General features: G+C 72.5%; 29 protein-coding genes. 14 read left to right on the forward strand and 15 right to left on the reverse strand.

Annotated features, from left to right (window positions below; translation table 11 throughout):
• On the reverse strand, positions 1–1,469 hold a 1,469-nt coding region (locus ACILQ5_RS00005; protein ID WP_395655907.1), incomplete at its 3' end, for a hypothetical protein.
• A gap of 278 nt (positions 1,470–1,747) precedes the next feature.
• On the opposite strand from ACILQ5_RS00005, the gene ACILQ5_RS00010 reads away from it, so the two are divergent.
• Together ACILQ5_RS00010 and ACILQ5_RS00015 are read left to right on the forward strand one after the other, a co-directional pair.
• Positions 1,748–1,924, forward strand: coding sequence for a hypothetical protein (locus ACILQ5_RS00010; protein WP_395655908.1), 177 nt, complete (start codon positions 1,748–1,750; stop codon positions 1,922–1,924).
• Positions 1,925–1,965: 41 nt separating this feature from the next.
• Positions 1,966–2,130 carry a hypothetical protein gene (locus ACILQ5_RS00015; RefSeq protein ID WP_395655909.1) on the forward strand — a complete coding sequence of 55 codons (165 nt, stop codon included), beginning with the start codon at positions 1,966–1,968 and terminating at the stop codon, positions 2,128–2,130.
• Between the two features lie 4 nt (positions 2,131–2,134).
• On the opposite strand, the gene ACILQ5_RS00020 is transcribed toward ACILQ5_RS00015, so the two are convergent.
• From ACILQ5_RS00020 to ACILQ5_RS00030, 3 genes are read right to left on the reverse strand one after another with little or no spacing between them, the layout of a single operon-like run.
• The gene (locus ACILQ5_RS00020) at positions 2,135–2,362 is read right to left on the reverse strand and encodes a hypothetical protein (RefSeq protein ID WP_395655910.1); all 228 of its coding nucleotides are present in this window, start codon (positions 2,360–2,362) and stop codon (positions 2,135–2,137) included.
• Between the two features lie 24 nt (positions 2,363–2,386).
• Positions 2,387–3,487 carry a fatty acid desaturase family protein gene (locus ACILQ5_RS00025; RefSeq protein ID WP_395655911.1) on the reverse strand — a complete coding sequence of 367 codons (1,101 nt, stop codon included), beginning with the start codon at positions 3,485–3,487 and terminating at the stop codon, positions 2,387–2,389.
• Between the two features lie 9 nt (positions 3,488–3,496).
• Entirely contained in the window at positions 3,497–4,576 is a 1,080-nt protein-coding gene (locus ACILQ5_RS00030) for a ferredoxin reductase (protein ID WP_395655912.1), read from the reverse strand.
• 162 nt (positions 4,577–4,738) lie between these two features.
• Here ACILQ5_RS00030 and ACILQ5_RS00035 point away from each other — a divergent pair, with 162 nt between their 5' ends.
• On the forward strand, positions 4,739–5,377 hold the full coding sequence (locus ACILQ5_RS00035; RefSeq protein WP_395655913.1) for a TetR family transcriptional regulator: 639 nt from the start codon (positions 4,739–4,741) through the stop codon (positions 5,375–5,377).
• On the opposite strand, the gene ACILQ5_RS00040 is transcribed toward ACILQ5_RS00035, so the two are convergent.
• Positions 5,374–5,973, reverse strand: a complete 600-nt coding sequence (locus tag ACILQ5_RS00040) for a TetR/AcrR family transcriptional regulator (protein ID WP_395655914.1) — start codon at positions 5,971–5,973, stop codon at positions 5,374–5,376. The two genes, ACILQ5_RS00035 and ACILQ5_RS00040, sit on opposite strands and share 4 nt — an antisense overlap.
• Before the next feature lie 123 nt (positions 5,974–6,096).
• On the opposite strand from ACILQ5_RS00040, the gene ACILQ5_RS00045 reads away from it, so the two are divergent.
• Together ACILQ5_RS00045 and ACILQ5_RS00050 are read left to right on the forward strand one after the other, a co-directional pair.
• The gene (locus tag ACILQ5_RS00045; protein ID WP_395655915.1) at positions 6,097–6,894 is read left to right on the forward strand and encodes an alpha/beta hydrolase; all 798 of its coding nucleotides are present in this window, start codon (positions 6,097–6,099) and stop codon (positions 6,892–6,894) included.
• Positions 6,895–6,896: 2 nt separating this feature from the next.
• Positions 6,897–7,682, forward strand: a complete 786-nt coding sequence (locus tag ACILQ5_RS00050) for an SDR family NAD(P)-dependent oxidoreductase (RefSeq protein WP_395655916.1) — start codon at positions 6,897–6,899, stop codon at positions 7,680–7,682.
• Here ACILQ5_RS00050 and ACILQ5_RS00055 read toward each other — a convergent pair whose 3' ends face one another.
• The 4 genes from ACILQ5_RS00055 to ACILQ5_RS00070 all read right to left on the reverse strand — a co-directional run bounded on the left by ACILQ5_RS00055 (position 7,683) and on the right by ACILQ5_RS00070 (position 11,004).
• Entirely contained in the window at positions 7,683–8,366 is a 684-nt protein-coding gene (locus tag ACILQ5_RS00055) for an SDR family oxidoreductase (protein ID WP_395655917.1), read from the reverse strand.
• Positions 8,363–9,331 carry a zinc-binding dehydrogenase gene (locus tag ACILQ5_RS00060; RefSeq protein WP_395655918.1) on the reverse strand — a complete coding sequence of 323 codons (969 nt, stop codon included), beginning with the start codon at positions 9,329–9,331 and terminating at the stop codon, positions 8,363–8,365. Before ACILQ5_RS00060 ends, ACILQ5_RS00055 begins: the two co-directional genes overlap by 4 nt.
• 21 nt (positions 9,332–9,352) lie before the next feature.
• Positions 9,353–10,528, reverse strand: a complete 1,176-nt coding sequence (locus ACILQ5_RS00065) for an NADP-dependent malic enzyme (protein ID WP_395655919.1) — start codon at positions 10,526–10,528, stop codon at positions 9,353–9,355.
• Between the two features lie 119 nt (positions 10,529–10,647).
• Complete coding sequence (locus ACILQ5_RS00070) at positions 10,648–11,004, reverse strand: S24/S26 family peptidase (RefSeq protein ID WP_395655920.1); 357 nt, start codon at positions 11,002–11,004, stop codon at positions 10,648–10,650.
• A gap of 63 nt (positions 11,005–11,067) precedes the next feature.
• Between ACILQ5_RS00070 and sodN the strand changes: the two genes are divergently transcribed.
• The 3 genes from sodN (at position 11,068) to ACILQ5_RS00085 (ending at position 13,002) form a co-directional block, all read left to right on the forward strand.
• A complete protein-coding gene (gene sodN / locus ACILQ5_RS00075) occupies positions 11,068–11,469 on the forward strand; it encodes a superoxide dismutase, Ni (protein WP_296607533.1) in 402 nt (133 codons plus the stop codon).
• Positions 11,470–11,753: 284 nt separating this feature from the next.
• Complete coding sequence (locus ACILQ5_RS00080) at positions 11,754–12,185, forward strand: anti-sigma factor (protein ID WP_395655921.1); 432 nt, start codon at positions 11,754–11,756, stop codon at positions 12,183–12,185.
• Position 12,186: 1 nt separating this feature from the next.
• Positions 12,187–13,002 (forward strand): RNA polymerase sigma factor SigF, encoded by an 816-nt coding sequence (locus ACILQ5_RS00085; RefSeq protein WP_395655922.1) that lies wholly within the window; start codon positions 12,187–12,189, stop codon positions 13,000–13,002.
• Here the strand turns inward: ACILQ5_RS00085 and ACILQ5_RS00090 are convergent.
• Positions 12,999–13,424 (reverse strand): hypothetical protein, encoded by a 426-nt coding sequence (locus ACILQ5_RS00090; RefSeq protein ID WP_395655923.1) that lies wholly within the window; start codon positions 13,422–13,424, stop codon positions 12,999–13,001. The two genes, ACILQ5_RS00085 and ACILQ5_RS00090, sit on opposite strands and share 4 nt — an antisense overlap.
• Positions 13,425–13,654: 230 nt before the next feature.
• Here ACILQ5_RS00090 and ACILQ5_RS00095 point away from each other — a divergent pair, with 230 nt between their 5' ends.
• Positions 13,655–13,906, forward strand: coding sequence for a WhiB family transcriptional regulator (locus ACILQ5_RS00095; protein ID WP_028636990.1), 252 nt, complete (start codon positions 13,655–13,657; stop codon positions 13,904–13,906).
• A gap of 109 nt (positions 13,907–14,015) precedes the next feature.
• Here the strand turns inward: ACILQ5_RS00095 and ACILQ5_RS00100 are convergent, their stop codons facing one another.
• Positions 14,016–15,491, reverse strand: coding sequence for a histidine kinase N-terminal domain-containing protein (locus tag ACILQ5_RS00100; RefSeq protein ID WP_395655924.1), 1,476 nt, complete (start codon positions 15,489–15,491; stop codon positions 14,016–14,018).
• 86 nt (positions 15,492–15,577) lie between these two features.
• Here ACILQ5_RS00100 and ACILQ5_RS00105 point away from each other — a divergent pair, with 86 nt between their 5' ends.
• The 5 genes from ACILQ5_RS00105 to ACILQ5_RS00125 all read left to right on the forward strand — a co-directional run bounded on the left by ACILQ5_RS00105 (position 15,578) and on the right by ACILQ5_RS00125 (position 19,135).
• Entirely contained in the window at positions 15,578–16,429 is an 852-nt protein-coding gene (locus ACILQ5_RS00105; RefSeq protein ID WP_395655925.1) for a DUF2785 domain-containing protein, read from the forward strand.
• Between the two features lie 10 nt (positions 16,430–16,439).
• Positions 16,440–18,092 (forward strand): acetolactate synthase, encoded by a 1,653-nt coding sequence (locus ACILQ5_RS00110; RefSeq protein ID WP_395655926.1) that lies wholly within the window; start codon positions 16,440–16,442, stop codon positions 18,090–18,092.
• The gene (locus ACILQ5_RS00115; RefSeq protein WP_395655927.1) at positions 18,085–18,585 is read left to right on the forward strand and encodes a GNAT family N-acetyltransferase; all 501 of its coding nucleotides are present in this window, start codon (positions 18,085–18,087) and stop codon (positions 18,583–18,585) included. Before ACILQ5_RS00110 ends, ACILQ5_RS00115 begins: the two co-directional genes overlap by 8 nt.
• Positions 18,585–18,956: a thioesterase family protein gene (locus ACILQ5_RS00120; protein ID WP_395655928.1), complete on the forward strand. Its 372-nt coding sequence runs from the start codon at positions 18,585–18,587 to the stop codon at positions 18,954–18,956. The genes ACILQ5_RS00115 and ACILQ5_RS00120 overlap by 1 nt, the downstream gene beginning before the upstream one ends.
• 104 nt (positions 18,957–19,060) lie before the next feature.
• A complete protein-coding gene (locus ACILQ5_RS00125; protein ID WP_369759046.1) occupies positions 19,061–19,135 on the forward strand; it encodes a 50S ribosomal protein bL37 in 75 nt (24 codons plus the stop codon).
• 73 nt (positions 19,136–19,208) lie between these two features.
• Here ACILQ5_RS00125 and rsrA read toward each other — a convergent pair whose 3' ends face one another.
• From rsrA to ACILQ5_RS00145, 4 genes are read right to left on the reverse strand one after another with little or no spacing between them, the layout of a single operon-like run.
• A complete protein-coding gene (gene rsrA, locus ACILQ5_RS00130; RefSeq protein WP_395655929.1) occupies positions 19,209–19,514 on the reverse strand; it encodes a mycothiol system anti-sigma-R factor in 306 nt (101 codons plus the stop codon).
• Positions 19,511–20,194: a sigma-70 family RNA polymerase sigma factor gene (locus ACILQ5_RS00135; RefSeq protein WP_395655930.1), complete on the reverse strand. Its 684-nt coding sequence runs from the start codon at positions 20,192–20,194 to the stop codon at positions 19,511–19,513. Before ACILQ5_RS00135 ends, rsrA begins: the two co-directional genes overlap by 4 nt.
• 14 nt (positions 20,195–20,208) lie before the next feature.
• Positions 20,209–20,859 carry an alpha/beta family hydrolase gene (locus ACILQ5_RS00140; RefSeq protein WP_395655931.1) on the reverse strand — a complete coding sequence of 217 codons (651 nt, stop codon included), beginning with the start codon at positions 20,857–20,859 and terminating at the stop codon, positions 20,209–20,211.
• Positions 20,856–21,617, reverse strand: a complete 762-nt coding sequence (locus tag ACILQ5_RS00145; RefSeq protein WP_395655932.1) for an SOS response-associated peptidase — start codon at positions 21,615–21,617, stop codon at positions 20,856–20,858. Before ACILQ5_RS00145 ends, ACILQ5_RS00140 begins: the two co-directional genes overlap by 4 nt.
• Positions 21,618–21,676 lie beyond the last annotated feature (59 nt).

A 21,676-nucleotide genomic window follows, 5' to 3' on the forward strand; every position in this document is an offset into this window, starting at 1 on the left:
GCGCCGCCGATGCTCGCGGCGGTCGCGACGTACTTCTGGCCGGTGACGGTGGACCAGGTCGTGTCCTTCTGGTGGTCGTCGAAGTAGCACGGGACACCGGCACGGTCGGGCGTGGGCGTGAAGCCGCCCTGGTACGACGGGGAGGTCCCCTTCATGCGCAGGAACAGGTTCGCCGTTGCCTCCGGCCCCGCCTCGCCGCCCTGCATGAGCACCCAGCCCTTCTGGCGGGCCAGATCGAAGACCTGCTGACGCTGCTGGGCCGAGAGCGAGCGGGGCCAGATGACGATGGTCGAGCCGCCGTCGGCGTCGACCTGGAACTCGTCGTTGGCGATGCTGGCCGTGGCCGGCCGGCCGGGGGCGTAGGTCGAGACCGAGGCGCCGTACTGCGTCAGCGAGACGTAGGTCGCCTGCTCCTGGACGTACTTGCTGTCTGGTCCGAGGTTCCTCGTGTCGAACCAGTGCGGGACCTTGGGGATGCGGATCAGGCCGATGCGGTCGGGACTGATGGCTGCGCCGAGGTAGCCGGCGCAGTTGTCGGGCGGCGGGACGGAGGAGACGTCTGCGCCCGGCAGGAGCGGCGGTCGGGTGAACTCAATGAGGTCGGGGTCGTACGGCGGGGCGTACTCCATACCGGTCCCCTTCGACCCGATGCTCCCCGGTCCCGGACCGAAGCGGGATCCGTCGGCGAGGGTGAGCACGCGGCCGGGCTTGGCCTGCGGGGTCGGCATCTCGCTGGGCGGCGCGGCGACGCCGGGTGGCGCGACCGTCAGCCGGGAGCAGTCGACGCCCTCGCCGGTGGTCAGGTCGACGGCGCGGACCACGGGGAAGGCCGTGTCGGTCGGTCCAGCGGCCCCGCCCAGGTTGTAGCCGGGGAAGGCGTTGTACACGCGGTTGGCGATGACGAAGGTCTTGCCGTTGCCGTCGGCGGGGCTGGGCATGATGTTGTCGGCCGGGACGTCCGCGAGGTCGCCCGGGAGACGGGAGGTGTCGGTGCCCTTCGGCACGACCAGGAGCCGGAACGCCCGGTCGGGCGCCAGCACCTTGGTCCCGGGGGTGAAGGTGTTGACGCTGCCCTGCTCGGGGGTGATCGCGTTGCCCTCGATGGACGCGAAGGGCTTCGCGGCGTCGCCCAGGCCGGTGTAGACCATCCACTCCGTCCAGGCCGCGTAGGGCAGGTCGCCGGTGACCTCGAACCCGATCGCCTGGTCGGTGACCAGCGGCAGGACGTAGGAGTAGGCCGCGTGCGGGTCGGGCTGGAGCGGGAACCGGAACGTCGTCAGCCACTCGTACACGTAGTCGCAGGTCGAGCTGTCCGAGGTCGCCGTGGCGGAGGTTCCGACGGTCGGGCTCGTGGATGTGACCGACGACGTCGGGGCGGTACCTGGTTCGTCGCCCTGGCTGTCGCACGCGACCGTGACGAGGGCGATGCTCAGCGCTGCGGCTGCGACGAGGGGACGGCGGACGTGCATTGCCTGCTCCTGGGTCCGGGGGTGGCCGCAAGGTACCGCTGACCAGGAGGGTCCGCCCGAGAAACGAGCCGCCCGTCCACCGAGCTCGGGACTGGTCCTGACCACCGATCGGCCCTCAGCGAGAGCTCGTCGACAGCGGTCGCGGCAGCGTCAGGTGTCCGTCCGGCGGTGAGCCAGCAACCGAAGTCATCGCGGAACGGTTGCAGGATCCTGCAGCGGGCCGGGTCGGACCAGGGCGCCGTAGTAGCGTCGAGGGACCGCAGTCCCGGGAGGTGCTCGTGATCGTCTGGATCATCGTCGGCGTCGTCGTCGTGGCGCTCGCCGTGTTCGCCTTCTGGCCGCGACGTCGTGGCGTGCAGGACGCGGCGGTCCGCGAGGGCAAGGGCAGCGCCGCCGCCCGGGGCCAGAACGAGAGCAACCGCTCGGGCCCCCAGTTCAACGGCCCGGTCTTCTGACCGGAGCCCGACCTGGCCCACCCACCACCTCGGAGGCAGCAGTGGTCGTCTGGATCATCGTCGGCGTCGTCGTCGTGGCGCTCGCCGTGTTCGCGTTCTGGCCGCGCAAGCGCGGCATCGTCGACGGCGAGGTGCGCCAGTCCCGGCGCCGCGACCAAGGCGTCGTCGAGCCCTACGACAACCCGAACATCGGCGGCGGCATCTAGCGGCCTAGTCGGTCGGCTCGGCCCCCGGCAGCGGGGCGTGCTCAGCGGCCGCCTTGCGGGCCGAGTCCCGGATCTCGAACACGTCGGTGGCGAAGCCGCCGAGCGCGGACGCGACGTCGCGGACCGCGCCGGTGATGATCGTCGTCACCTGCCCGACCACCCCGGCAGCCGCCTCGACGGTGTCCTGCACGGCGTCCTTGCGGATCTCGGCGCGGCTCAGGTGGTCCTTCATGCTGTCGTCCTCATGGGGCAATCCTCAGGCCGCGGCCCGCGCAGCCACAACCGGCGCCTCAGCCCGCGGACGCCGGGTGGGCAGGGCCAGCCGCACGATCTTGGCCGCGACGCTGCCCAGCTGCCGGTGCAGCGGGCCGGTGTTGTACGCGAGGCCGTACCGCTCGCAGATCTCCCGCACCTCCGCGGCGATCTCCGGGTAGCGCCGGGCCGGCAGGTCGGGGAAGAGGTGGTGCTCGACCTGGTGCGACAGGTTGCCGGTCATCAGGTGGAAGAGCTTGCCGCCGATGATGTTCGCCGACCCCAGCAGCTGGCGCAGGTACCACTGGCCGCGGGTCTCGTCCTCGCACTCCTCCTGGCTGAAGGTCGCGACGCCGGCCGGGAAGTGGCCGCAGAAGATGATGTTGAACGCCCAGACGTTGCGGACCAGGTTGGCGGCCGCGTTGCCGGCGAGCGTCATCGGGAACAGCGGCCCGGTGAGCGCAGGGAACAGCAGGTAGTCCTTGAGCGCCTGCCGCCTGACCTTGCGCATGATCCCCGCGTGCAGGGCCTTGTTCTCCGACATCTTCCGGCGGCCCGCGACGATGTTCTCGACCTCGAGGTCGTGCATCGCGACGCCCCACTCGAAGAAGACCATGAGCAGGAACGCGTAGAGCGGGTTGCCGAGGTAGTACGGGTGCCACGGCTGGTCCTCGTCCATCCGGAGGATCCCGTAGCCGATGTCCCGGTCCTTCCCGAGGATGTTGGTGTAGGTGTGGTGGATGTAGTTGTGGCTGTACTTCCACTGCTCCGAGGGGCACACGTTGTCCCACTCGTACATGCGCGAGCTCAGTGCGGGGTCACCCATCCAGTCGTACTGGCCGTGCATGACGTTGTGACCGATCTCCATGTTGTCGAGGATCTTCGAGACCGACAGCGAGGCGACGGCCAGCGGCCACGCCGGCGGGAGGTAGAACAGCGCGCGGCCGGCGACCTCGAGGGCCCGCTGGGCCTTGACGACGTTGCGGATGTAGGTCGCGTCCGCCTCGCCGAGGTCGTCGATGACGCGCCGGCGCAGGGCGTCGAGCTCCTCGCCGAACGCGGTGAGCTGGTCCTCGGTGAGCTGGTGCTGGGGTGTGGTGGTCATGGTGTCCTCCTAGAGCTCCACGACGCAGTCGCCGACCGGAGCGTTGACACAGATCTGGACGTCCTCGCCGGGCTGCGAGGACTCGGCACCGGTCACGACGTTGCGGACGGTGCCCTCGGTCTTGCGGGTGGTGCAGGTGAGGCAGATGCCCATCCGGCACCCGCTCTCCGGACGCAGCCCCAGCGCCTCGGCCTGCTCGAGCAGGGTCGCCCCGGTGTTGACGGCGGACTCTCCCACCCGGGCGAAGGTGACCTCGCCGCCGGCGGTGCCCGTGCCCGCGCGGGGCGGGCGGAAGTACTCGACGCGGAGCGCGTCCGAGCCGTCGTACGCCGCCCGGACGGCCTCGATCATCGGCGCCGGGCCGCACGCCCACGTGGGCACGTCGCGGTAGCCGGGCACGAGTCGCTCGAGGTACGCCGGCGACAGGTTGGGGTCGCCGAGCTCGGGGTGGAGCAGGTGCACGTCGGTGCCGTGGCCCGCGCGGCGGACCTCGTCGAGCTCGGCGGCGAAGATCTGGTGCGCCGGGCTCTGCGCGTAGTGCAGGAACGTGATCCGGCCGCGGTGGGTGCGGCGCTGCAGGGTGCGCAGCATCGACATCACCGGGGTGATGCCGGACCCGCCGCTGATCATCAGCACGTGCTCGGGGACGTGGTCCGGGAGCACGAAGTCGCCCTCGGCCTGCGAGAGGTGGACCATCGTCCCCGGCCGGGCGCGCTCCACGAGGAACCGGGACACGCTCTGCCGCCCCGGGGCGTCGGGGTTGGCGCGCAGGGTGATCGTGAACCGGTCGCCCTGGCCGGACTCGGGGCTCGACACCGAGAAGACCCGCGTCGTCCGGCGCGCACCGTCGATCTCGACCCCGACCTGGACGTGCTGGCCGGCCCGGTGGCCGCGCCAGGTCGAGGTCGGCTGGAGGGTGAGCGTCGCGACCGGCGGGTGACCAGGGAGGTCGACCTCGCGGTGCACGGACACGACGCGGGCGCGGACCTCGGTCGCGGCCCACATCGGGTTGACGAGCTCGAGGTAGCGGTCGACGCCGTGCGGCGAGGTGAGCGCCGCCAGCGCCCGGGACCGGAGGATGCGGTGCATGGTCGGTCCTTCCGAGTGAGTTTCGGTGTACATACGTACACTGAAAGTGTGTGGGCATACCGGAAGTACGGTCAAGGGGGACCCGCGGTGACGCCCGCCACGCCGCCCCGGGACGCGGGGCCTGCGCCGTCGGGGTGGGTCCGGCCGTCTAGCCTGAACGTCATGGCCGAGCCGGACGGGACGCCGTTGAGCCGGGTGCAGCGCAAGGAGCGCACCCGCCGCGCGATCCTCGACGCTGCCCTCGACCTCTCCGACGAGTCGACCCTCGCGGCGATCTCGCTGCGGCAGGTGGCCAAGCAGGTCGGCATCGTGCCCACCGCGTTCTACCGGCACTTCGACTCCATCGACGCCCTGGGGCTGGCGCTGGTGGACGAGTCGTTCGCGTCCCTGCGGACGATGATCCGCGACATCCGGCGCGGCGACCCGACGCTCGCCGAGATCGTCGACCGCTCGGTCACCGTGCTGGTCGACCACGTCCACCACCAGCGCGCCCACTTCCTCTTCATCGCCCGGGAGCGGGCGGCCGGCCCGCCCGGCGTCCGCGAGGCCGTCAACCAGCAGATCGGGCTGATCGAGCGCGACCTCGCCACCGACCTGGCCCGCCTCCCGGGCACCGACCTGTGGTCGACCGAGGACCTGCGGGTGTTGTCGAACCTGATGGTCACCGCGATGGTCGCGACCGCGGAGGCGATCCTCGGCGCCGCGGACCGGCCCGACGTCGAGAAGCAGCTCGTCGAGCAGGCGCGCACCCAGCTGCGGATGGTGCTGGTCGGCGCGCTGAACTGGCGCTCGAAGCCCTAGCCGGGGATCACGGCTGGGGGTAGCCCGTCGTCGATCAGCTTCGCCCAGCAGCGCAGGTAGTCGTCCGTGAGGTGCTCGTTGGCATCGAGGGTCCCCGAGACCACGGCTCCGGTGCGCACCATCATCAGCTGCTGCGCCGTCCCGCGAGGGTCGCGGTGGTCGAGACGACGCAGCAGCTCCTCGATGCGGCCGGTGACCCACTCCCGGATCTCCCGGGCGGCCACGCGGGCGGGATGGGTCCCGACGAACTCGGCCGAGGCGTTGATGAACGGGCAGCCCCGCCGCACGGCGCCGAAGTCGTCGCGCGCGAGTGCCGTGCCGAGCTCGGCGAGCGCCGCGCGAGGGTCGTTGGGATGCGCGTCGACGATGCCGTCGACCTGAGCGTGGTCGAAACCGGCCTTCCGCGCCAGGTACGCCGCGACCAGGTCGTCCTTGGATGCGAAGTGCCGGTAGAGCGTGACCCGCGTGACCGCGGCCTCGGCGATGATCCGCTGGATGCCGACGGCATGGATGCCCTCGTCGTAGAACAGCCGCTCGGCCGTCTGCAGGATCCGCTCCTTCGCCGCCGACGGTCGTCGGGGTGCCTTCTCAGTCATCTCGCCCTTGCTCCTCGACCTGGAGATCGACCGGGCCATTGCCAGGGCCCCGGCCCGCGCCCTACGGTAGCCCTCAGGTGGGTAGACCGATCGGTATACCCACATCGAGCCGGAGGAGTCCCCATGACCGAGCACGCACCCGTCCTGTTCATCCACGGTCTCTGGCTGCACGCCAGCTCGTGGGACCCCTGGGTCGACCGCTTCACGAGCGCGGGGTACGACGCCTCCGCGCCCGGATGGCCCGGGGACCCGGACACTGTCGAGGCGGCCCGCGCCAACCCCGACGCGATCGCCGACCACGGGATCGACGACGTGGTGGCGCACTTCGCCGAGGTGATCTCGGGGCTCGAGACCAAGCCGATCCTGGTCGGGCACTCCTTCGGCGGCATGATCGCCCAGCGCCTGCTCGGCGAGGATCTCGCCGCCGCGGCGATCGGCATCGATGCCGCGCAGATCAAGGGGGTGCTGCCCCTGCCGCTGTCGGCCCTGAAGGCGACGCTGCCGGTCTTCAAGAACCCCGCCAACAAGCACCGCGCGGTCTCGCTGACCGCCGAGCAGTTCCGCTTCGCCTTCGGCAACGCCATCGCGGCCGAGGAGTCCGACCGCCTCTTCGAGCAGTGGGCGATCCCGGCTCCGGGCCGGCCGCTCTTCGAGGCGGCCGCCGCCAACTTCAACCCGCACTCGCCGGCCAAGGTCGCCACCGACAACTCCGGGCGCGGGCCGCTGCTGCTGATCATGGGCGGCCAGGACAACACCGTTCCGGAGGCGGTCACCAAGGCCACGCTCAAGCAGTACCGCCACAGCGAGGCCGTCACCGACCTCATCGAGTTCGAGGACCGGGCGCACTCCCTCACCATCGACCACGGCTGGCGCGACGTCGCGGACAGGTGCCTGGCCTGGCTCTCCGACCAGGGCTTGTGACCGTGGACCTCGGACTCTCGGGTCGCACCGCGCTCGTCACCGGCGCGAGCAAAGGCATCGGTCTCGCCATCACCCGCGCTCTGGCGGCCGAGGGCGCCTCGGTCGTGGCCGGCGCGCTGCGCGGCAGCCCGGAGCTCGACGAGCTGAGCGGGAGTGCTGACGTACGGCCGGTCTCGGTCGACCTCACGACGACCGAGGGTCCGGGCCGGCTGGTGGCAGCGACCTCCGGCGCGCTCGGCGGGATCGACATCCTGGTCAACAACGTGGGCGCCGTCCGCCCGCGGCTGGAGGGGTTCGTCGCGATCACGGACGCCGACTGGGAGTGGGCACTGACAATCAACTTCCTGGCGGCGGTGCGCACGATGCGGGCGGCGATCCCGCACATGGCCGGACGGCCCGGCGCGACGATCGTCACGATCAGCTCCGTCAACGCCTTCCTGCCCGACCCCGGCGTCCTCGACTACAGCGCCGCGAAGGGCGCCCTGACCAACCTGTGCAAGTCGCTCTCGAAGGAGCTCGGGCCGGACATCCGGGTCAACACGATCAGCCCCGGGCCGGTGCAGACCGACCTCTGGCTCGGCCGGGGCGGCGTCGCCGCGACCGTGGGTGGTGCGAGCGGCACCGACCCGGACGAGGTGGTGCGCCAGCAGGCGGCGGCGGCCCCCAGCGGCCGGTTCACCCACCCGGGGGAGATCGCCGACCTGGTGCTCTTCCTCGTCAGCGACCGCGCCGGGAACATCACGGGCAGCGACTTCGTGATCGACGGCGGGCTGATCACGACCCTGTGACTACCCGCCGGGCCGGACCGTCAGGTCGCTGATCGTCGCGTCCGGCGGGAGGTCGAGCACGTGCAGGATCGTGTCGGCGACGGTCTCGGGGCGGATCCAGTCGGCGGCGTCGTACTCCTTGCCCTCCTGCTGGTGCACCTTCTCCTGCATCGCGGTGGCCGTCCGGCCGGGGTAGACCGAGCAGACGCGCAGCTCGGGCTCCTCGGCCCGCAGCGCGTCGGCGAGGGCGCGCAGGCCGTGCTTGGAGGCGGCGTAGGCCGACCAGCCCGGGTGCGCGAACAGCCCGGCGCCGGAGTTGACGAGGACGACCGTCCCCCGCGCCGCGCGCAGGGCCGGCAGCGCGACCCGGGTCAGCGTCGCCGGGGCGACCAGGTTGACCCGCAGCTGCGAGGCCCAGTCGTCGACCGACAGCTCCGCGACCCGGCCCAGCTCGACGACACCGGCCGCGTGCACGACCGAGTCCAGGCGGTCGGGGAGCGCCAGGGACTCCACCGACTCCGGCCACGACAGGTCCGCGACGAGCACCTGCGCGCCGTCGTACGACGCCCGCAGGTCGGCCGCCCGCTCCTCCGACCGCGCGACCAGCACGACGGCGTCACCGCGGTCGAGCAGCCGGCGCGCCAGGACGGCGCCGATCCCCGACCCGGCACCGGTGACGAGATGGGTCTTCGCCGCGTCGCTCATCGCGTGAAGACGATCTTGCCGAACTGCTCGCCCTCCAGCATCGCGGCGAAGCCGTCGCGCGCCTCGGTCATCGGGAGCACCCGGTCGATGAGCGGCCGGGCGCCGGAGGCGTCGAGGAGGGAGACCAGCGCGGCGAGCTCGCCGCGGGTGCCCATGGTCGAGCCGACGACGCTGAGCTGGAGGAAGAAGATCCGGGTGAGCTCGGCGTCGTCGAGGTCGGGCCCCGAGGTGGTGCCGGAGGTGACGATGCGGCCACCGGGGCGCAGCGAGCGGATCGAGTGCGACCAGGTCGCCTTGCCGACGGTCTCCATGACCGCGTCGACCTTGACCGTCAACCGGGCGCCGGACTCGAAGACCTCGTGCGCGCCGATCTCGAGCGCCCGCGCCCGCTTGGCCTCGTCGCGGCTGGTCGCCAGCACCCGCAGCCCCGCGGCCCGGGCGAGGATGATGACCGCGGTTGCGACCCCGCCTCCGGCGCCCTGCACCAGCACGGTCTCACCGGCCTTGAGGTCGCCGCGCGTGAAGAGCATCCGGTACGCCGTCAGCCAGGCCGTCGGCAGGCAGGCGGCCTCCTCGAAGGACAGCGACACCGGCTTGGGCACGACGTTGGCGCGCGGCACGGCCACCCGGTCGGCGAAGGTGCCCTGGTAGCGCTCGGAGAGCAGCGACCGCTTCGGGTCGAAGGTCTCGTCACCGCTCCACCCGGGATCGCTGATCACCGCGTGCACGACGACCTCGTTGCCATCCTCGTCGAGGCCGGCGGCGTCGCAGCCGAGGATCATCGGCAGCGCCTCCTCGCGCAGCCCGACGCCGCGCAGCGAGAAGAGGTCGTGGTGGTTGAGCGAGGCCGCCTTGACGGTGACCGTGGTCCACCCGTCGGGGACCTCCGGGTCGGGCCGCTCCCCCACCTGGAGCGCGGAGAGCGGGTCGGTCTTCGAGAACCGGTCGGCGTAGACGGCGAACATGTGCCCGAACGTACCCGGCGGCTACCGGCGGGCCACACCGTCCCGGCGTGCGGCGTCGGCCACAGCGGCCGAGACCGCCGGACCCACCCGCGGGTCGAACGGCGAGGGGATGATCAGGTCCTCGGCGAGGTCGTCACCCACCAGGTCGGCGATCGCCCGGGCGGCCGCGACCTTCATGCCCTCGGTGATCGCCGTCGCGTGCACGTCGAACGCGCCGCGGAAGATCCCGGGGAAGGCCAGGACGTTGTTGATCTGGTTGGGGAAGTCGGACCGGCCGGTCGCGACCACCCGCGCGTACCGGTGCGCGACGTCGGGGTGCACCTCGGGCGTCGGGTTGGCGAGGCCGAAGATGATCGCGTCGGGGGCCATCGTCGCGACCCACTCCTCGGGCACGGTCCCGCCCGAGACCCCGATGTAGACGTCGGCGCCGTCGAGGACGTGCTCGAGCGTCCCGGAGCGGCCGCTGAGGTCGGCCGTCAGCTCGGCGAGCGCGCGCTTGACCGGCGTCAGGTCACCGCGCTCGGAGGTGAGCACGCCCTTGCGGTCGGTGACCGCGAGGTCCTTGATGCCCGCCTCCAGGAGGATCTTCGCGACCGCGACGCCGGCGGCCCCGGCCCCGGAGATGACCACGCGGGTGGACTCGGGATTGCGGCCGGTGAGACGCAGCGCGTTCTGGAGTGCGGCCAGCGCGACCACGGCGGTGCCGTGCTGGTCGTCGTGGAAGACCGGGATGTCGAGGCGCTCCTTGAGCCGGTCCTCGATCTCGAAGCACCGCGGCGCCGAGATGTCCTCGAGGTTGATGCCCCCGAAGCTCGGCGCCAGCCGGGCAACGGTCTCGATGATCTCCTCGACGTCGGTGGTGTCCAGGCAGATCGGCACGGCGTCGACGCCGCCGAACTGCTTGAACAAGACGGCCTTGCCCTCCATCACCGGCATCGCGGCCGCCGGGCCGATGTCACCCAGCCCGAGCACCGCGGTCCCGTCGGTCACGACGGCGACCGTGTTCGGGACCCAGGTGTAGACCTGCGTCAGCGCGGGGTCCGCCGCGATCGCCTCGCACACGCGGGCCACTCCCGGCGTGTAGGCGAGCGACAGGTCGTCGCGCCCGGCCAGCGAGACGGTGGAGGTGACCGCCATCTTGCCGCCGACGTGGAGGTCGAAGACGGGGTCCCCGGCGTGGGGGTGGGGAGCAGACATGGCTGGCTTTCGATCGGGACGGGTGGGTGGTGTGAGGCCCGGCTCGACGCGCGAGGGGTGGTGCGCGGAACCGTCGGACCTCGGGGTTCTCCCTGCGTGAAGTCTCGCACACCGGTGTCTCAGAGCCGACGCGGTCGCGGCCAGATCCGGGCCACGGTGACCGCGATCACCTCCTCGGCGGGCACCGGCCCCCGGTGCCGCGAGTCGACGCCGTCGGTCGGGTTGTCGCTGAGCAGCCACCAGCCCGGGGCGCCGCTCCGTGTCGTGCGGCGCTCGGCGGCGCGCTTCACCGCCACCGTCCCGTCGGCGAACCGGGCGACGACGACGTCGCCGGGCCGGACCCGGCGGCGGTAGGACACGAGCAGCCGGTCCCCGTCCGCGAGCGTCGGCGCCATCGAGCGACCGCGCACCTGCGCGAGCCCCCAGCGCCAGGTGTCCCGAGGCGTGGATCGGGTACCTCCTGCGGGGCGTCGCACGCGGAGTAGTGTCGCAGCCGACGCCCTCCGTGGCAGACCGAGACCGATGACGAGAGGACCCGCATGTTCGCGCGACTGTTCGCACCCACCCTCGAGGTTTCCGCTCACTGCGACCTTCCCTGCGGTGTCTACGACCCCGCCCAGGCCCGGATCGAGGCCGAGTCGATCAAGGCGATCATCGCCAAGGTCGCCGACAACGACGACCCGGACTTCCGCACCCGAGCGATCCTCATCAAGGAGCAGCGATCCGAGCTGGTCAAGCACCACCTGTGGGTGCTGTGGACCGACTACTTCAAGCCGCCGCACTTCGAGAAGTACCCCCAGCTGCACACGCTGGTGAACGAGGCCACCAAGCTGGCCGGCGCGTCCGGCACCAAGGGCGAGCTCGACGCGGCCAAGGCCGACGAGCTGCTCGCGAAGATCGACGAGATCGCCGAGATCTTCTGGGAGACGAAGAAGGCCTGAGCGAAGCGTTGGGCTGCGAGTCGACAGCGCGACCGAGCAGAGCGAGGTCGCGTCCGTCGACCGCAACCACCCGCCGACGTCGAAGGAGAGCCTGAGCTCGCGGAGGCTCGACGCTCCCGACGCTCAGCTCGTGCCAGCACCCTCGGCGGGCCGCACAGGTCCAGAGCAGTTAACGGGGACCGGCCATCGGGTACGTCACTCGGGGGCCGGTCCCCGCTACTGTTCCGTAGCCGGGCCGCGCCCGACCACACCCCTGCACAGCGACCAGTTCCCAGGACGGCACCATGGCATCGATCGGCGCAGGCAGCGACACCACCACCGGACTGCGCGACACCCGCGCCGACGTCGAGCTGCGGCTGCCGGCCGACGGCGCGTTCGCGTCGGTGCTCCGGACGACGACCGCCGGGCTCGCCGCCCGGCTGGACTTCCCGATCGACGACATCGAGGACCTGCGGATCGCGGTCGGCGAGGCGAGCGCGATGGTGCTCCCGCAGGCCGCTCCCGGCTCGGACCTGACCTGCCGCTTCTACATGTCACCCGCCGCGCTGACCGTCACGGTGTCGGTGGACGTCGACCACGAGGTGGCTCCGGACTTCGACAGCTTCGCCTGGCAGGTGCTGACCACGCTGGCCAGCCACGCCTCCGCCGACACCGATGCCGGCGCCTTCGTCATCACCCTGACCATGGAGTCGGGTCACCCCGAGATCGGGGGCTGAGATGGCCGCCGACACGGGCTGGGAGGATCCCGACGCCGAGGTGCTGACCGGCGTCGAGCTCACCCGCCGGCGCAGCGCCGACCTGTTCCTCGTGCTCCACGACGAGGGTGCCCCGGCTGCGGAGCGCGACGGCGCCCGCGACGCGCTCGTCCACCTGCACCTGCCCCTGGTCGAGCACTGCGCCCGCCGCTTCCGCAACCGGGGCGAGCCGCTCGAGGACCTCGTACAGGTCGGGACGATCGGGCTGATCAAGTCCATCGACCGCTTCGACTCCGACCGTGGCGTCGAGTTCTCGACCTACGCGACGCCGACGATCATCGGCGAGATCAAGCGCTACTTCCGCGACAAGGGCTGGGCGATCCGGGTGCCCCGCCGCCTCCAGGAGCTGCGGATGCAGATCGGCTCGGCGACCGCCGAGCTCACCCAGAGCCTGGGCCGCTCGCCGACGCCCCGCGAGCTGGCCGAGGCCATCGGGGTCACGGTCGAGGAGATCATCGAGGGCATCGAGTCGAGCAACGCCTACTCCACGCTGTCGCTGGACGCCAGCGACGACAACGACGACGGCGCGGCCACCATGCTCGACGCCATCGGCATCGACGACGAGGGGCTCGAGCACGTCGAGATCCGCGAGTCGATCAAGCCGCTCCTGGACCGGCTGGAGCCACGGGAGAAGAAGATCCTGCTGCTGCGGTTCTTCAAGAACATGACCCAGTCGCAGATCGCCGAGGAGATCGGCGTCTCCCAGATGCACGTCTCGCGACTGCTCAACCGCACCCTCGAGCAGCTGCGCACCTCGTTGGAGGAGGAGTCCCGCTAGCGCTCCTGCCGGCCGTCCTCCTGCAGGCCGCCGTCCGACAGGTCGGGCTGCTCGAGCGCCGCGATGCTGGAGGGGGCGAGCAGGCCCACGAGGACCAGCACGGCGACCACCGCCAGGGCGATCGCGACGACCGTGGTCCCGCCGCCCCGGAAGCCCCAGGCCACGCCGAGCTGGATCAGCTGGGCCAGCACGATCGGGCTGCGCGCCCACGAGCGGCCGCGGGTGACGGCCCAGGCGGCGGCGAGGAGCAGGCCGCCGTAGACGGCGAAGAACAGGGCGGTCGTCAGCGCGACCGCGACCCGGTCCGAGGAGATGCTGGCCAGCTCCAGGACGGCGTACCCGACCAGCAGCAGACCCTCGACCGCCACCAGCGAGGCGGCGACGACGAGCGGGGCGGGGGTGGCCGTCCGGCGTGCTGTCACACGACGAGCCTAGAAGAGCCCGGGGAGGCCGTCCGGGCGGGGTGTGACCGCTGTGACGCAGCAAACCCCCCGGAAGGGGTTGTTTAACGGTCCAAAGGTTGCCAGTCTTGGGAGGTGCGCTCGTGAATGAGTTCACTTCGCCGTGCCGTCGCTGGCACCGGGCCGCACCAGCAGGTCTGATCGACCCGACCTGCACGCTCATGCTTTCTAGGAAAGAGGATCCCCCAGCCATGGATTGGCGCCACCGCTCCGCCTGCCTCGACGAGGACCCGGAGCTGTTCTTCCCGATCGGCAACACCGGTCCGGCCATCCTCCAGATCGAGGAGGCCAAGCAGGTGTGCCGACGCTGCGAGGTGCGCGAGCAGTGTCTCGCGTGGGCTCTCGAGGCGGGACAGGACCACGGCGTCTGGGGCGGGCTGAGCGAGGACGAGCGGCGGGCGCTGAAGCGCCGCAGCGCGCGTTCCCGCGTCCGCACCGCCTGAGCGGAGACGCGACGGCGGATCCGCTGAGGGTGGTCGAGCAAGCCGCGCGACCGAGGGACGAGGTCGCGACCGGCGTGTCGGGACCGAGCGTCCGTCGGGGCGTACGGGCTCACTCCACCGGCAGGTCGATCTCGGCCCGCGTGCCGGTCCCACCGGGCCGCGGCCCGAGCGCCAGCTGACCCCCGAGCTCCGACTCCACGAGGGTCCGGACGATCGAGAGCCCGAGGTTCGTCGAGCCGTCGAGGTCGAAGCCCTCGGGCAGCCCGCGGCCGTCGTCGTCGACGGTCACGTGCAGCCGGCCGACCAGCCGCCGGGCGGTGAGGACGATCTCGCCCGGGCTGTCGAGCACCGCGGGGTCGTACCCGTGCTCCACGGCGTTCTGCAGCACCTCGGTGAGCACCATCGCGAGCGCCGTGGCCGACTCCGAGGCGAGCACGCCGAAGCTCCCGACCCGGCGGACCCGCACCCGGCTCCCGACGGCGCTGACGTCGGTCACCATCCGTCCGAGGGGGTCGACGATCTCGTCGAAGTCCACCCGCTCCTCGACCGCCTGGCTGAGGGTCTCGTGCACCAGCGCGATCGACCCGACCCGCCGGACCGCCTCCTCCAGCGCCAGCCGGGCCGACTCCGAGTCCATCCGGCGCGCCTGGAGCCGGAGCAGTGCGGCGACCGTCTGGAGGTTGTTCTTCACCCGGTGGTGGATCTCGCGGATGGTGGCGTCCTTGGTCACCAGCTCGCGGTCGCGCCGGCGCAGGTCGGTGACGTCGCGGACCAGCACCAGGGCGCCGATGTGGTCGCCGCGCGGCCGCAGCGGGATCGACCGGACGATCAACGAGACGTCGCCCGCCCCGATCTCGGTGTCGCGGTGCGCCCGGCCGCCGAGCACCGCACTGAGCGTCTCCTCGTCGGGCCGGCGCCGCGGCGGGACCAGCTCCCGGGTGGTCTCGGCGAGCGGGAGCCCGGCGAGGTCGCCGGAGAGCCCGAGCCGCCGGAACACCGACAGCGCGTTCGGGCTCGCGTAGACGACGGTCCCGGCCGCGTCCACCCGCAGGAACCCGTCACCCACCCGCGGGGAGTCGGCGTGGTCGCTGCGCTGGCCGCCGGCCGGGAAGTAGCCGTGCGCGATCATCTGGGTCAGGTCGGCGGCCGTCTGCAGGTAGGACAGCTCGAGCCGGCTCGGCGTGCGGACGCCCAGCAGGTTGGTGTTGCGCGCGACGACCGCGATCACCCGCCCGGCCCGGCGCACCGGGATCGTCTCGACCCGCACCGGCACGTCGTCGCGCCACTCCGGGTCGCCCTCGCGCACCAGGCGGCCCTGGTGGTAGGCCGCGTCGATCAGCGGCCGCCGGCCGACCGGCACGAACGTGCCGACCACGTCGTCGACGTACGCCGTCGGTCCGGTCGTCGGGCGCATCTGGCCGCCCGCCCAGAAGCCCCGGCCCTCCCGGTCGGGCAGCCACAGGACCAGGTCGGCGAAGGAGAGGTCCGCGATGATCTGCCAGTCCGCCTGGAGCAGCTGGAGCCACGCGACGTCCTCCTCGTCGAGGTCGGTGTGGCTGCGCACCAGGTCGGTGAGGGACGGCACGCCCCCCAAGATAGGTCTCGCCACGCCCCACCCGACCGGGTGGACCCCCCGAGACGGTCTGGACCACCTCTGCGAGGATGGCCCTCATGCCCGGGTCGTACTGGAAGCAGGTGCACGCCACCGGACTCGCGGTCCCCCGGGACCGCCCGCTCGACGACCTGACCGCCGAGCTGACGCGGATGCTCGGCGACCCCGATCCGGCCCTGCGCGACGGCACCGCCTACCCCACCCTGACGACCTGGATCGACCGCGGCGTGTACGACGACCTGCTGGCCGGCCTCGGCGACGGGATGGCCGTCGGGCTCGGTGTCGGGCTCGGGGAGACCGGCACCGACACCGTGTTCCGCCGCAGCTTCTCCGCGCTCGTGCTCGGCGAGTGCATCGCGCGCGACAACCACCGCCCGCTGCTGCCCGGCGGCAAGATCCTCGAGTGGGGCGACCGGATCGCCGGCTGGCTGATGCGCGAGCGCGACCTGCGCGGGTTCGTCCCGGGCAAGGGCTGGGCGCACGCCGTCGCCCACGGGGCCGACGCCCTGGCCATCCTGGCCGGCTCCCCCCACCTCGCCCAGCCCGAGCTCACGGTGATCCTCGACGTGATCGCCGACCGGGTCCTGCTGCGCACCGACCGGCTGTTCACCAACGGGGAGCCCGACCGGCTCGCCTTCGCCACCATCAACGTGCTCCGCCGCAACGTCGTCCCGCTGCGGGTCCTCGAGCCCTGGGTCCGCCGGCTGGCCGCCGCGGCCGGCACCCGTGCCTCCTACGACGGCCGGGACCCCTACCTGGCGAGCGGCAACGCCGAGGCGTTCCTCCGCGCGCTCTACCTCCAGCTCGCGATGGGCACCCGGCCGCCGCAGGTCCGCTCCGACCTGCTGCTCGTCGTGGTCGAGGCGCTCAAGGCGACGAACTCCGCCTTCCTGAACGCTACGGGTGAGTAACCTGCCTGGCATGTCCTCCGATCTGACCGGCCACGCGGGCGAGCTCGCCGTCGCCGTCGCCCAGGCGCACGGCGTCGAGACGATGTTCACCCTCTCCGGCGCCCACGTCTTCCCCCTCTACGACGGCGCGGTCAAGGCGGAGCCGCCGCTGCGGCTCCTCGACGTGCGGCACGAGCAGACGGCGGCGTTCGCGGCCGAGGCCACCGGCAAGCTGACCCGCACCCCCGGCCTCGCGGTGCTGACCGCCGGCCCCGGGGTCACCAACGGGCTCAGCGCCGTGGCCCAGGCCCAGTTCGCCGGCTCCCCGCTGGTCGTCGTCGGCGGCCGCGCCCCGCAGGGCCGCTGGGGCACCGGCGCCCTCCAGGAGCTGGACCAGCCGCCGATCTTCGCCCCGGTCTCGAAGCTGGCCCGCACCATCCCGACCGCCGGTGACCTGGTCGACGGCATGCACGAGGCGTTCGTGACCGCCGGCTCCTCGCACCGGGGCCCGGTGTTCGTCGACGTCCCCATGGACGAGCTCTTCGCGAGCGCCTCCGGCGCCCTGCCGGACGTCACCGTCCCGCGCGGCGCCGACCCCGACACCGACGCGCTGGCCCAGGTCGCCACCCTCCTGGCCGGCGCGGACCGCCCGGTGCTGATCCTGGGCACCGACGTCTGGGCCGACCACGCCGAGGAGGCCGCACTCCGCTTCGTCGAGACGAGCGGTGTCCCGGCGATCACCAACGGCATGGGCCGCGGCGTCGTGCCGGGCGGTCACCCGCTGCTGGTGACGAAGGCGCGGAGCCACGCGCTCGGGAACGCCGACCTGGTGGTCGTGGTCGGCACCCCCCTGGACTTCCGCCTCAACTACGGCGAGTTCGGCGGCCGCGACGGCGCCACCCCTGCCCGGGTGGTGCACGTCGCGGACTCCCCCGGCCAGCTCTCCGGGCACGCCGCGCTGGCCGGCTCGGTCTCCGGGGACCTCACCTCGGTCTTCGACGGCCTGCTCGCCGAGCTCGAGCGGGCCCCCCGCCCCGACCGGTCGACGTGGGTCGGCGACCTCCAGGCGGCCGTCGCGGCCGCGACCGAGCGCGACGCGGCGCTCCTCGGCGCCGAGGCCGACCCGATCCACCCGGCCCGGATCTACGGCGAGCTGGTCCCGCGGCTGGCCGACGACGCCGTCGTCATCGGCGACGGTGGCGACTTCGTCAGCTTCGCGGGCAAGTTCGTCGAGCCGAAGCGACCCGGCGGCTGGCTCGACCCCGGCCCCTACGGCTGCCTGGGCGCCGGCCTGGGCGCCGCGATCGCCGCTCGCCTGGCCCGCCCGTCCGCCCAGGTCGTGCTGCTCCTCGGCGACGGCGCCGCCGGCTTCTCGCTGATGGACGTCGACACCCTGGTCCGGCACGGGCTGCCCGTCGTGATGGTGATGGGCAACAACTCCGCGTGGGGGCTGGAGAAGGGCCCGATGCAGATGCTCTACGGCTACGACGTCATCGCCGACCTGGCCCCGCGCACGGCGTACGACGAGGTCGTGCGCGCCCTCGGCGGCGCCGGCGAGACCGTGACCGACCCCCGCCAGGTCGGGCCGGCCCTGGACCGGGCCTTCGCCTCGGGCGTCCCGTACCTGGTCAACGTCATCACCGACGTCGACGCGACGTACCCGCGGACCAGCTTCGGTGTCTGACCCGGCCCCGGGCCTCGTCGTCCGGCGGGCCCGGCCCGCCGACCTCGACGCGGTCGGCGAGGTGACCGTGGCGGCGTACGCCGAGTTCACCACAGGCCCCGACGACCACTACGTCGCCCTGCTCCGCGACGCCGCCCGCCGCGACCGGGAGGCCGAGCTGTGGGTGGCCGAGCGGGACGGCGAGGTCGTCGGCACGGTCACGGTCGCCCTGCCCGGCTCGCCGTGGCGCGAGATCGGCGCGGACGACGAGGGCGAGTTCCGGATGCTCGCCGTCGCACCGACCGCCCGCCGGCAGGGCGTGGGCGACGCCCTCACCCGCGTGGTGCTCGATCGGTTCCGCGACCTCGGGCTGCACGGCGTCGCCCTCTCCAGCCTCGCGCAGATGTCGGCGGCGCACCGGATCTACGAGCGGCAGGGCTTCCGCCGTGCCCCCGAGCGGGACTGGTCGCCGGTCCCCGGCGTCGACCTGGTCGCCTTCGTGAAGGAGCTGTGATGGACGCGACGCTCACGTTCACCGTGACCGACACCGACACCGCCGTCGCGGTCGGTTCCGGCAGCCTGCCGGTGCTCGGCACCCCCCGGCTGCTCGCCTGGTGCGAGGCGGCCACGTGCGCGGCGATCGAGCCGGCGCTCGGTCCCGGGCAGACCAGCGTCGGCACCCGCGTGGAGCTCGAGCACGTCGCCGCGAGCCCGGTCGGCCAGGAGGTCGAGGTCACCGCCTCCTCGACGTACGTCGACGGCCGGCTGCACCGGTTCACCGTCGCCGCCCGCCACGCCGGTGCCGGCGGCCCGGGCAAGGTGGTCGCCACCGGCGAGGTCACCCGCGTGGTGGTCGACGCCGAGCGGTTCCTCTCGCGCCTGTGACGCGCGGCGGGTCGCGGGGAGCCGATTCGCGTCACCGGGTGGAGTTTGAGAGACTGACCGTTGGCCCCTGAACGGGCCGACCACGTCCGATCAGGAGGAACACCATGGGCAAGACCGGCCGCAAGCGCCGCGCTCGCAAGAAGAAGGGCGCGAACCACGGCAAGCGCCCCAACGCCTGAGCGCCGCACCAAGCACCGAACCCCCGGACCGATCGGTCCGGGGGTTCGTCGCGTGAGGGGGCTCTGCGGCCGGTCAGCCCTCGCGGATCTCGATCGAGACCCGCTGGATCTGGAGCATCACCCGCTGGCGCAGCTCGTCGGGGGCCGCCTCGTGGCAGGACCGGGCGACGACCGCCTTGACGGTCCGCTGCAGGTCGTACTTCTCGAGGCAGGGGTTGCAGGAGTCGAGGTGCAGGCGGACCGCGCTGCAGTCGGCCTCGTCGAGCTCGTTGTCGAGGAAGTAGACGATCCGCTCGAGGTAGTCGGCGCAGTCGGCGGCGCTGGGCTCGCCGGGACCGAGGGTGGGCTCGTGGGCGCTGGGCTCGTGCTGGTGCGTCACGACGCGCCCCCGTCCCGGCCGACGGTGAGCAGGTCGTTGTCGCGCACGTAGTCCGAGAGCATGTCGCGCAGCTGGCGCCGGCCCCGGTGCAGGCGGGACATCACGGTGCCGATCGGGGTCTCCATGATCTCGGCGATCTCCTTGTAGGCGAATCCCTCGACGTCGGCGAGGTACACCGCGAGCCGGAACTCCTCGGGCAGCCGTTGGAGGGCGTCCTTGACCTGGGAGTCGGGCAGGTGCTCCAGCGCCTCCATCTCGGCCGAGCGGAGCCCGGCCGAGGAGTGGGACTCGGCGCGGTGGAGCTGCCAGTCCTCGACGTCCTCGGACATCGACTGCTGCGGCTGGCGCTGCTTCTTGCGGTAGGAGTTGATGAAGGTGTTCGTCAGGATGCGGTACAGCCACGCCTTCAGGTTCGTGCCCGGGCGGAACTGGTGGAAGGAGGAGTACGCCTTGGCGAACGTCTCCTGCACGAGGTCCTCGGCGTCGGCGGGGTTGCGCGTCATCCGCATCGCGGCGGAGTAGAGCTGGTCGAGGAAGGGCAGCGCGTCGCGCTCGAAGCGCGCCGAGCGCTCGGCCTCCGTCTCGGTGGCGAGGTCGACGACGTCGGGCGTCGTCTCAGTGGGATCGGTCATCGTCTCCCAGACTAGCCCCGTGGTGGGGCGCTCCAGCACGGCCAGCATGTCGAGGGAACGCCTCAGGCCGAGCGCTCATTCCCAACCACCTCGCGGATCATCCACTCCAGGGTCGACTCGACGATGATGCCCAGCGCCTCCTCCTGCGACACCGGCCCGGACCGCGGGACCCGGAAGGAGTGGTCCGCGCCCGGGACGACGGCGAGGTCGAGGTCGTCGGGGAACTCCTCGGGACGACCCATCGTGTCGCGCTCGCCCTGCACCACGAGCACGGGTACGCCGGCACCCTCGATCTCGGCGAGCCGCGACTTCTCCGGCTTGCCCGGTGGGTGCAGCGGGAACGCGAGCGCCAGGCAGCCGGAGGCGGCGAGCGTGCGGGCGCACCGGGCGGCCGACCGGGCGCCGGCGGAGCGGCCGCCGACCACGAGCGGGGTCCGGACGCGCAGCTGGTTGGCGGCGGCGACGAGCCCGGCGTCGAGCGTCGGCGGGGGCGTGGCGACCTTGCGGCCCGCGACCCGCCACGGCTGCTCGAGCCGAACGACGTTCACGCCGTTGCGCGGCAGGTCGCGGGCGAGCGCCTCGAGGTCGGGGGTGTCGATGCCGACGCCGGCCCCGTGGCTGACCAGGAGCGTCGCGAACGGCCGGCGGGACCGGTCGGTGACGAGCCGGGCCTCGCCGTGGGGGGTGGCGATGCGTCGCTCGGTCGCACTCACTGCGGGACCTCCTCGAGCGGGAGCGGCTCGAGCAGCTCGGCCCCGTTGTTGCGGACGTTGCTCACCAGCGTCGACACCGGGTAGGCCTCCAGCGCGCCCGGCGCGGCCGGCACCAGCAGGTCGAGCAGGTGGTCCTGCGGCCGGCCCGGGTCCAGCCACGCCCCCCAGCGGTCGCGCTCGACCATCAGCGGCATCCGGTCGTGGATGTGGCCGACCGAGTCCTCCGCCTCGGTGGTGATCACCGTGCAGGTCCACAGGAACCGGTCGGGGTCGTCGTCGGTCCTCGTCGGGTCCCGCCAGATCTCGTAGAGGCCGGCCATCGCGAGCACCCCGTGGTCACGGGGGCGGATGAAGAACGGCTGCTTGCGGGGCTTCCCGGACTTCGTGAGCTCCTTCGTGGGGTACCACTCGAAGTAGCCGTCGGCGGGGAGCAGGCACCGGCGCTTGGCGAAGGCCCGCTTGTACGCCGGCTTCTCGGCGACGGTCTCCATCCGGGCGTTGATCATCCGGTTGCCGATCGAGCGGTCCTTGGCCCAGGAGGGCACCAGCCCCCAGGTGACCACCCGCAGCTGGCGCTCGGGCGGGACCGCCTGTTCCTCGGCCTCGCGCGACGGCGGCCGCTCGACGACGGCGTAGACCTGCTTGGTGGGAGCCACGTTGTAGTCCGGCTCGAGCGGTTCGGGGACCCGGACCTCGGCGATGTCGAACTCCTCGACCAGGTCCTCGGGGCGCCTGCTCGACGCGTAGCGGCCGCACATGTCACGACCCTAGCCGGGCACGACGGAGGCGTGCACGGCGTGGGGCGGGTGGTCGAGCC

Origin of the sequence: Nocardioides sp., from assembly GCF_044226305.1 — a bacterium.
GTDB lineage: Bacteria > Actinomycetota > Actinomycetes > Propionibacteriales > Nocardioidaceae > Nocardioides.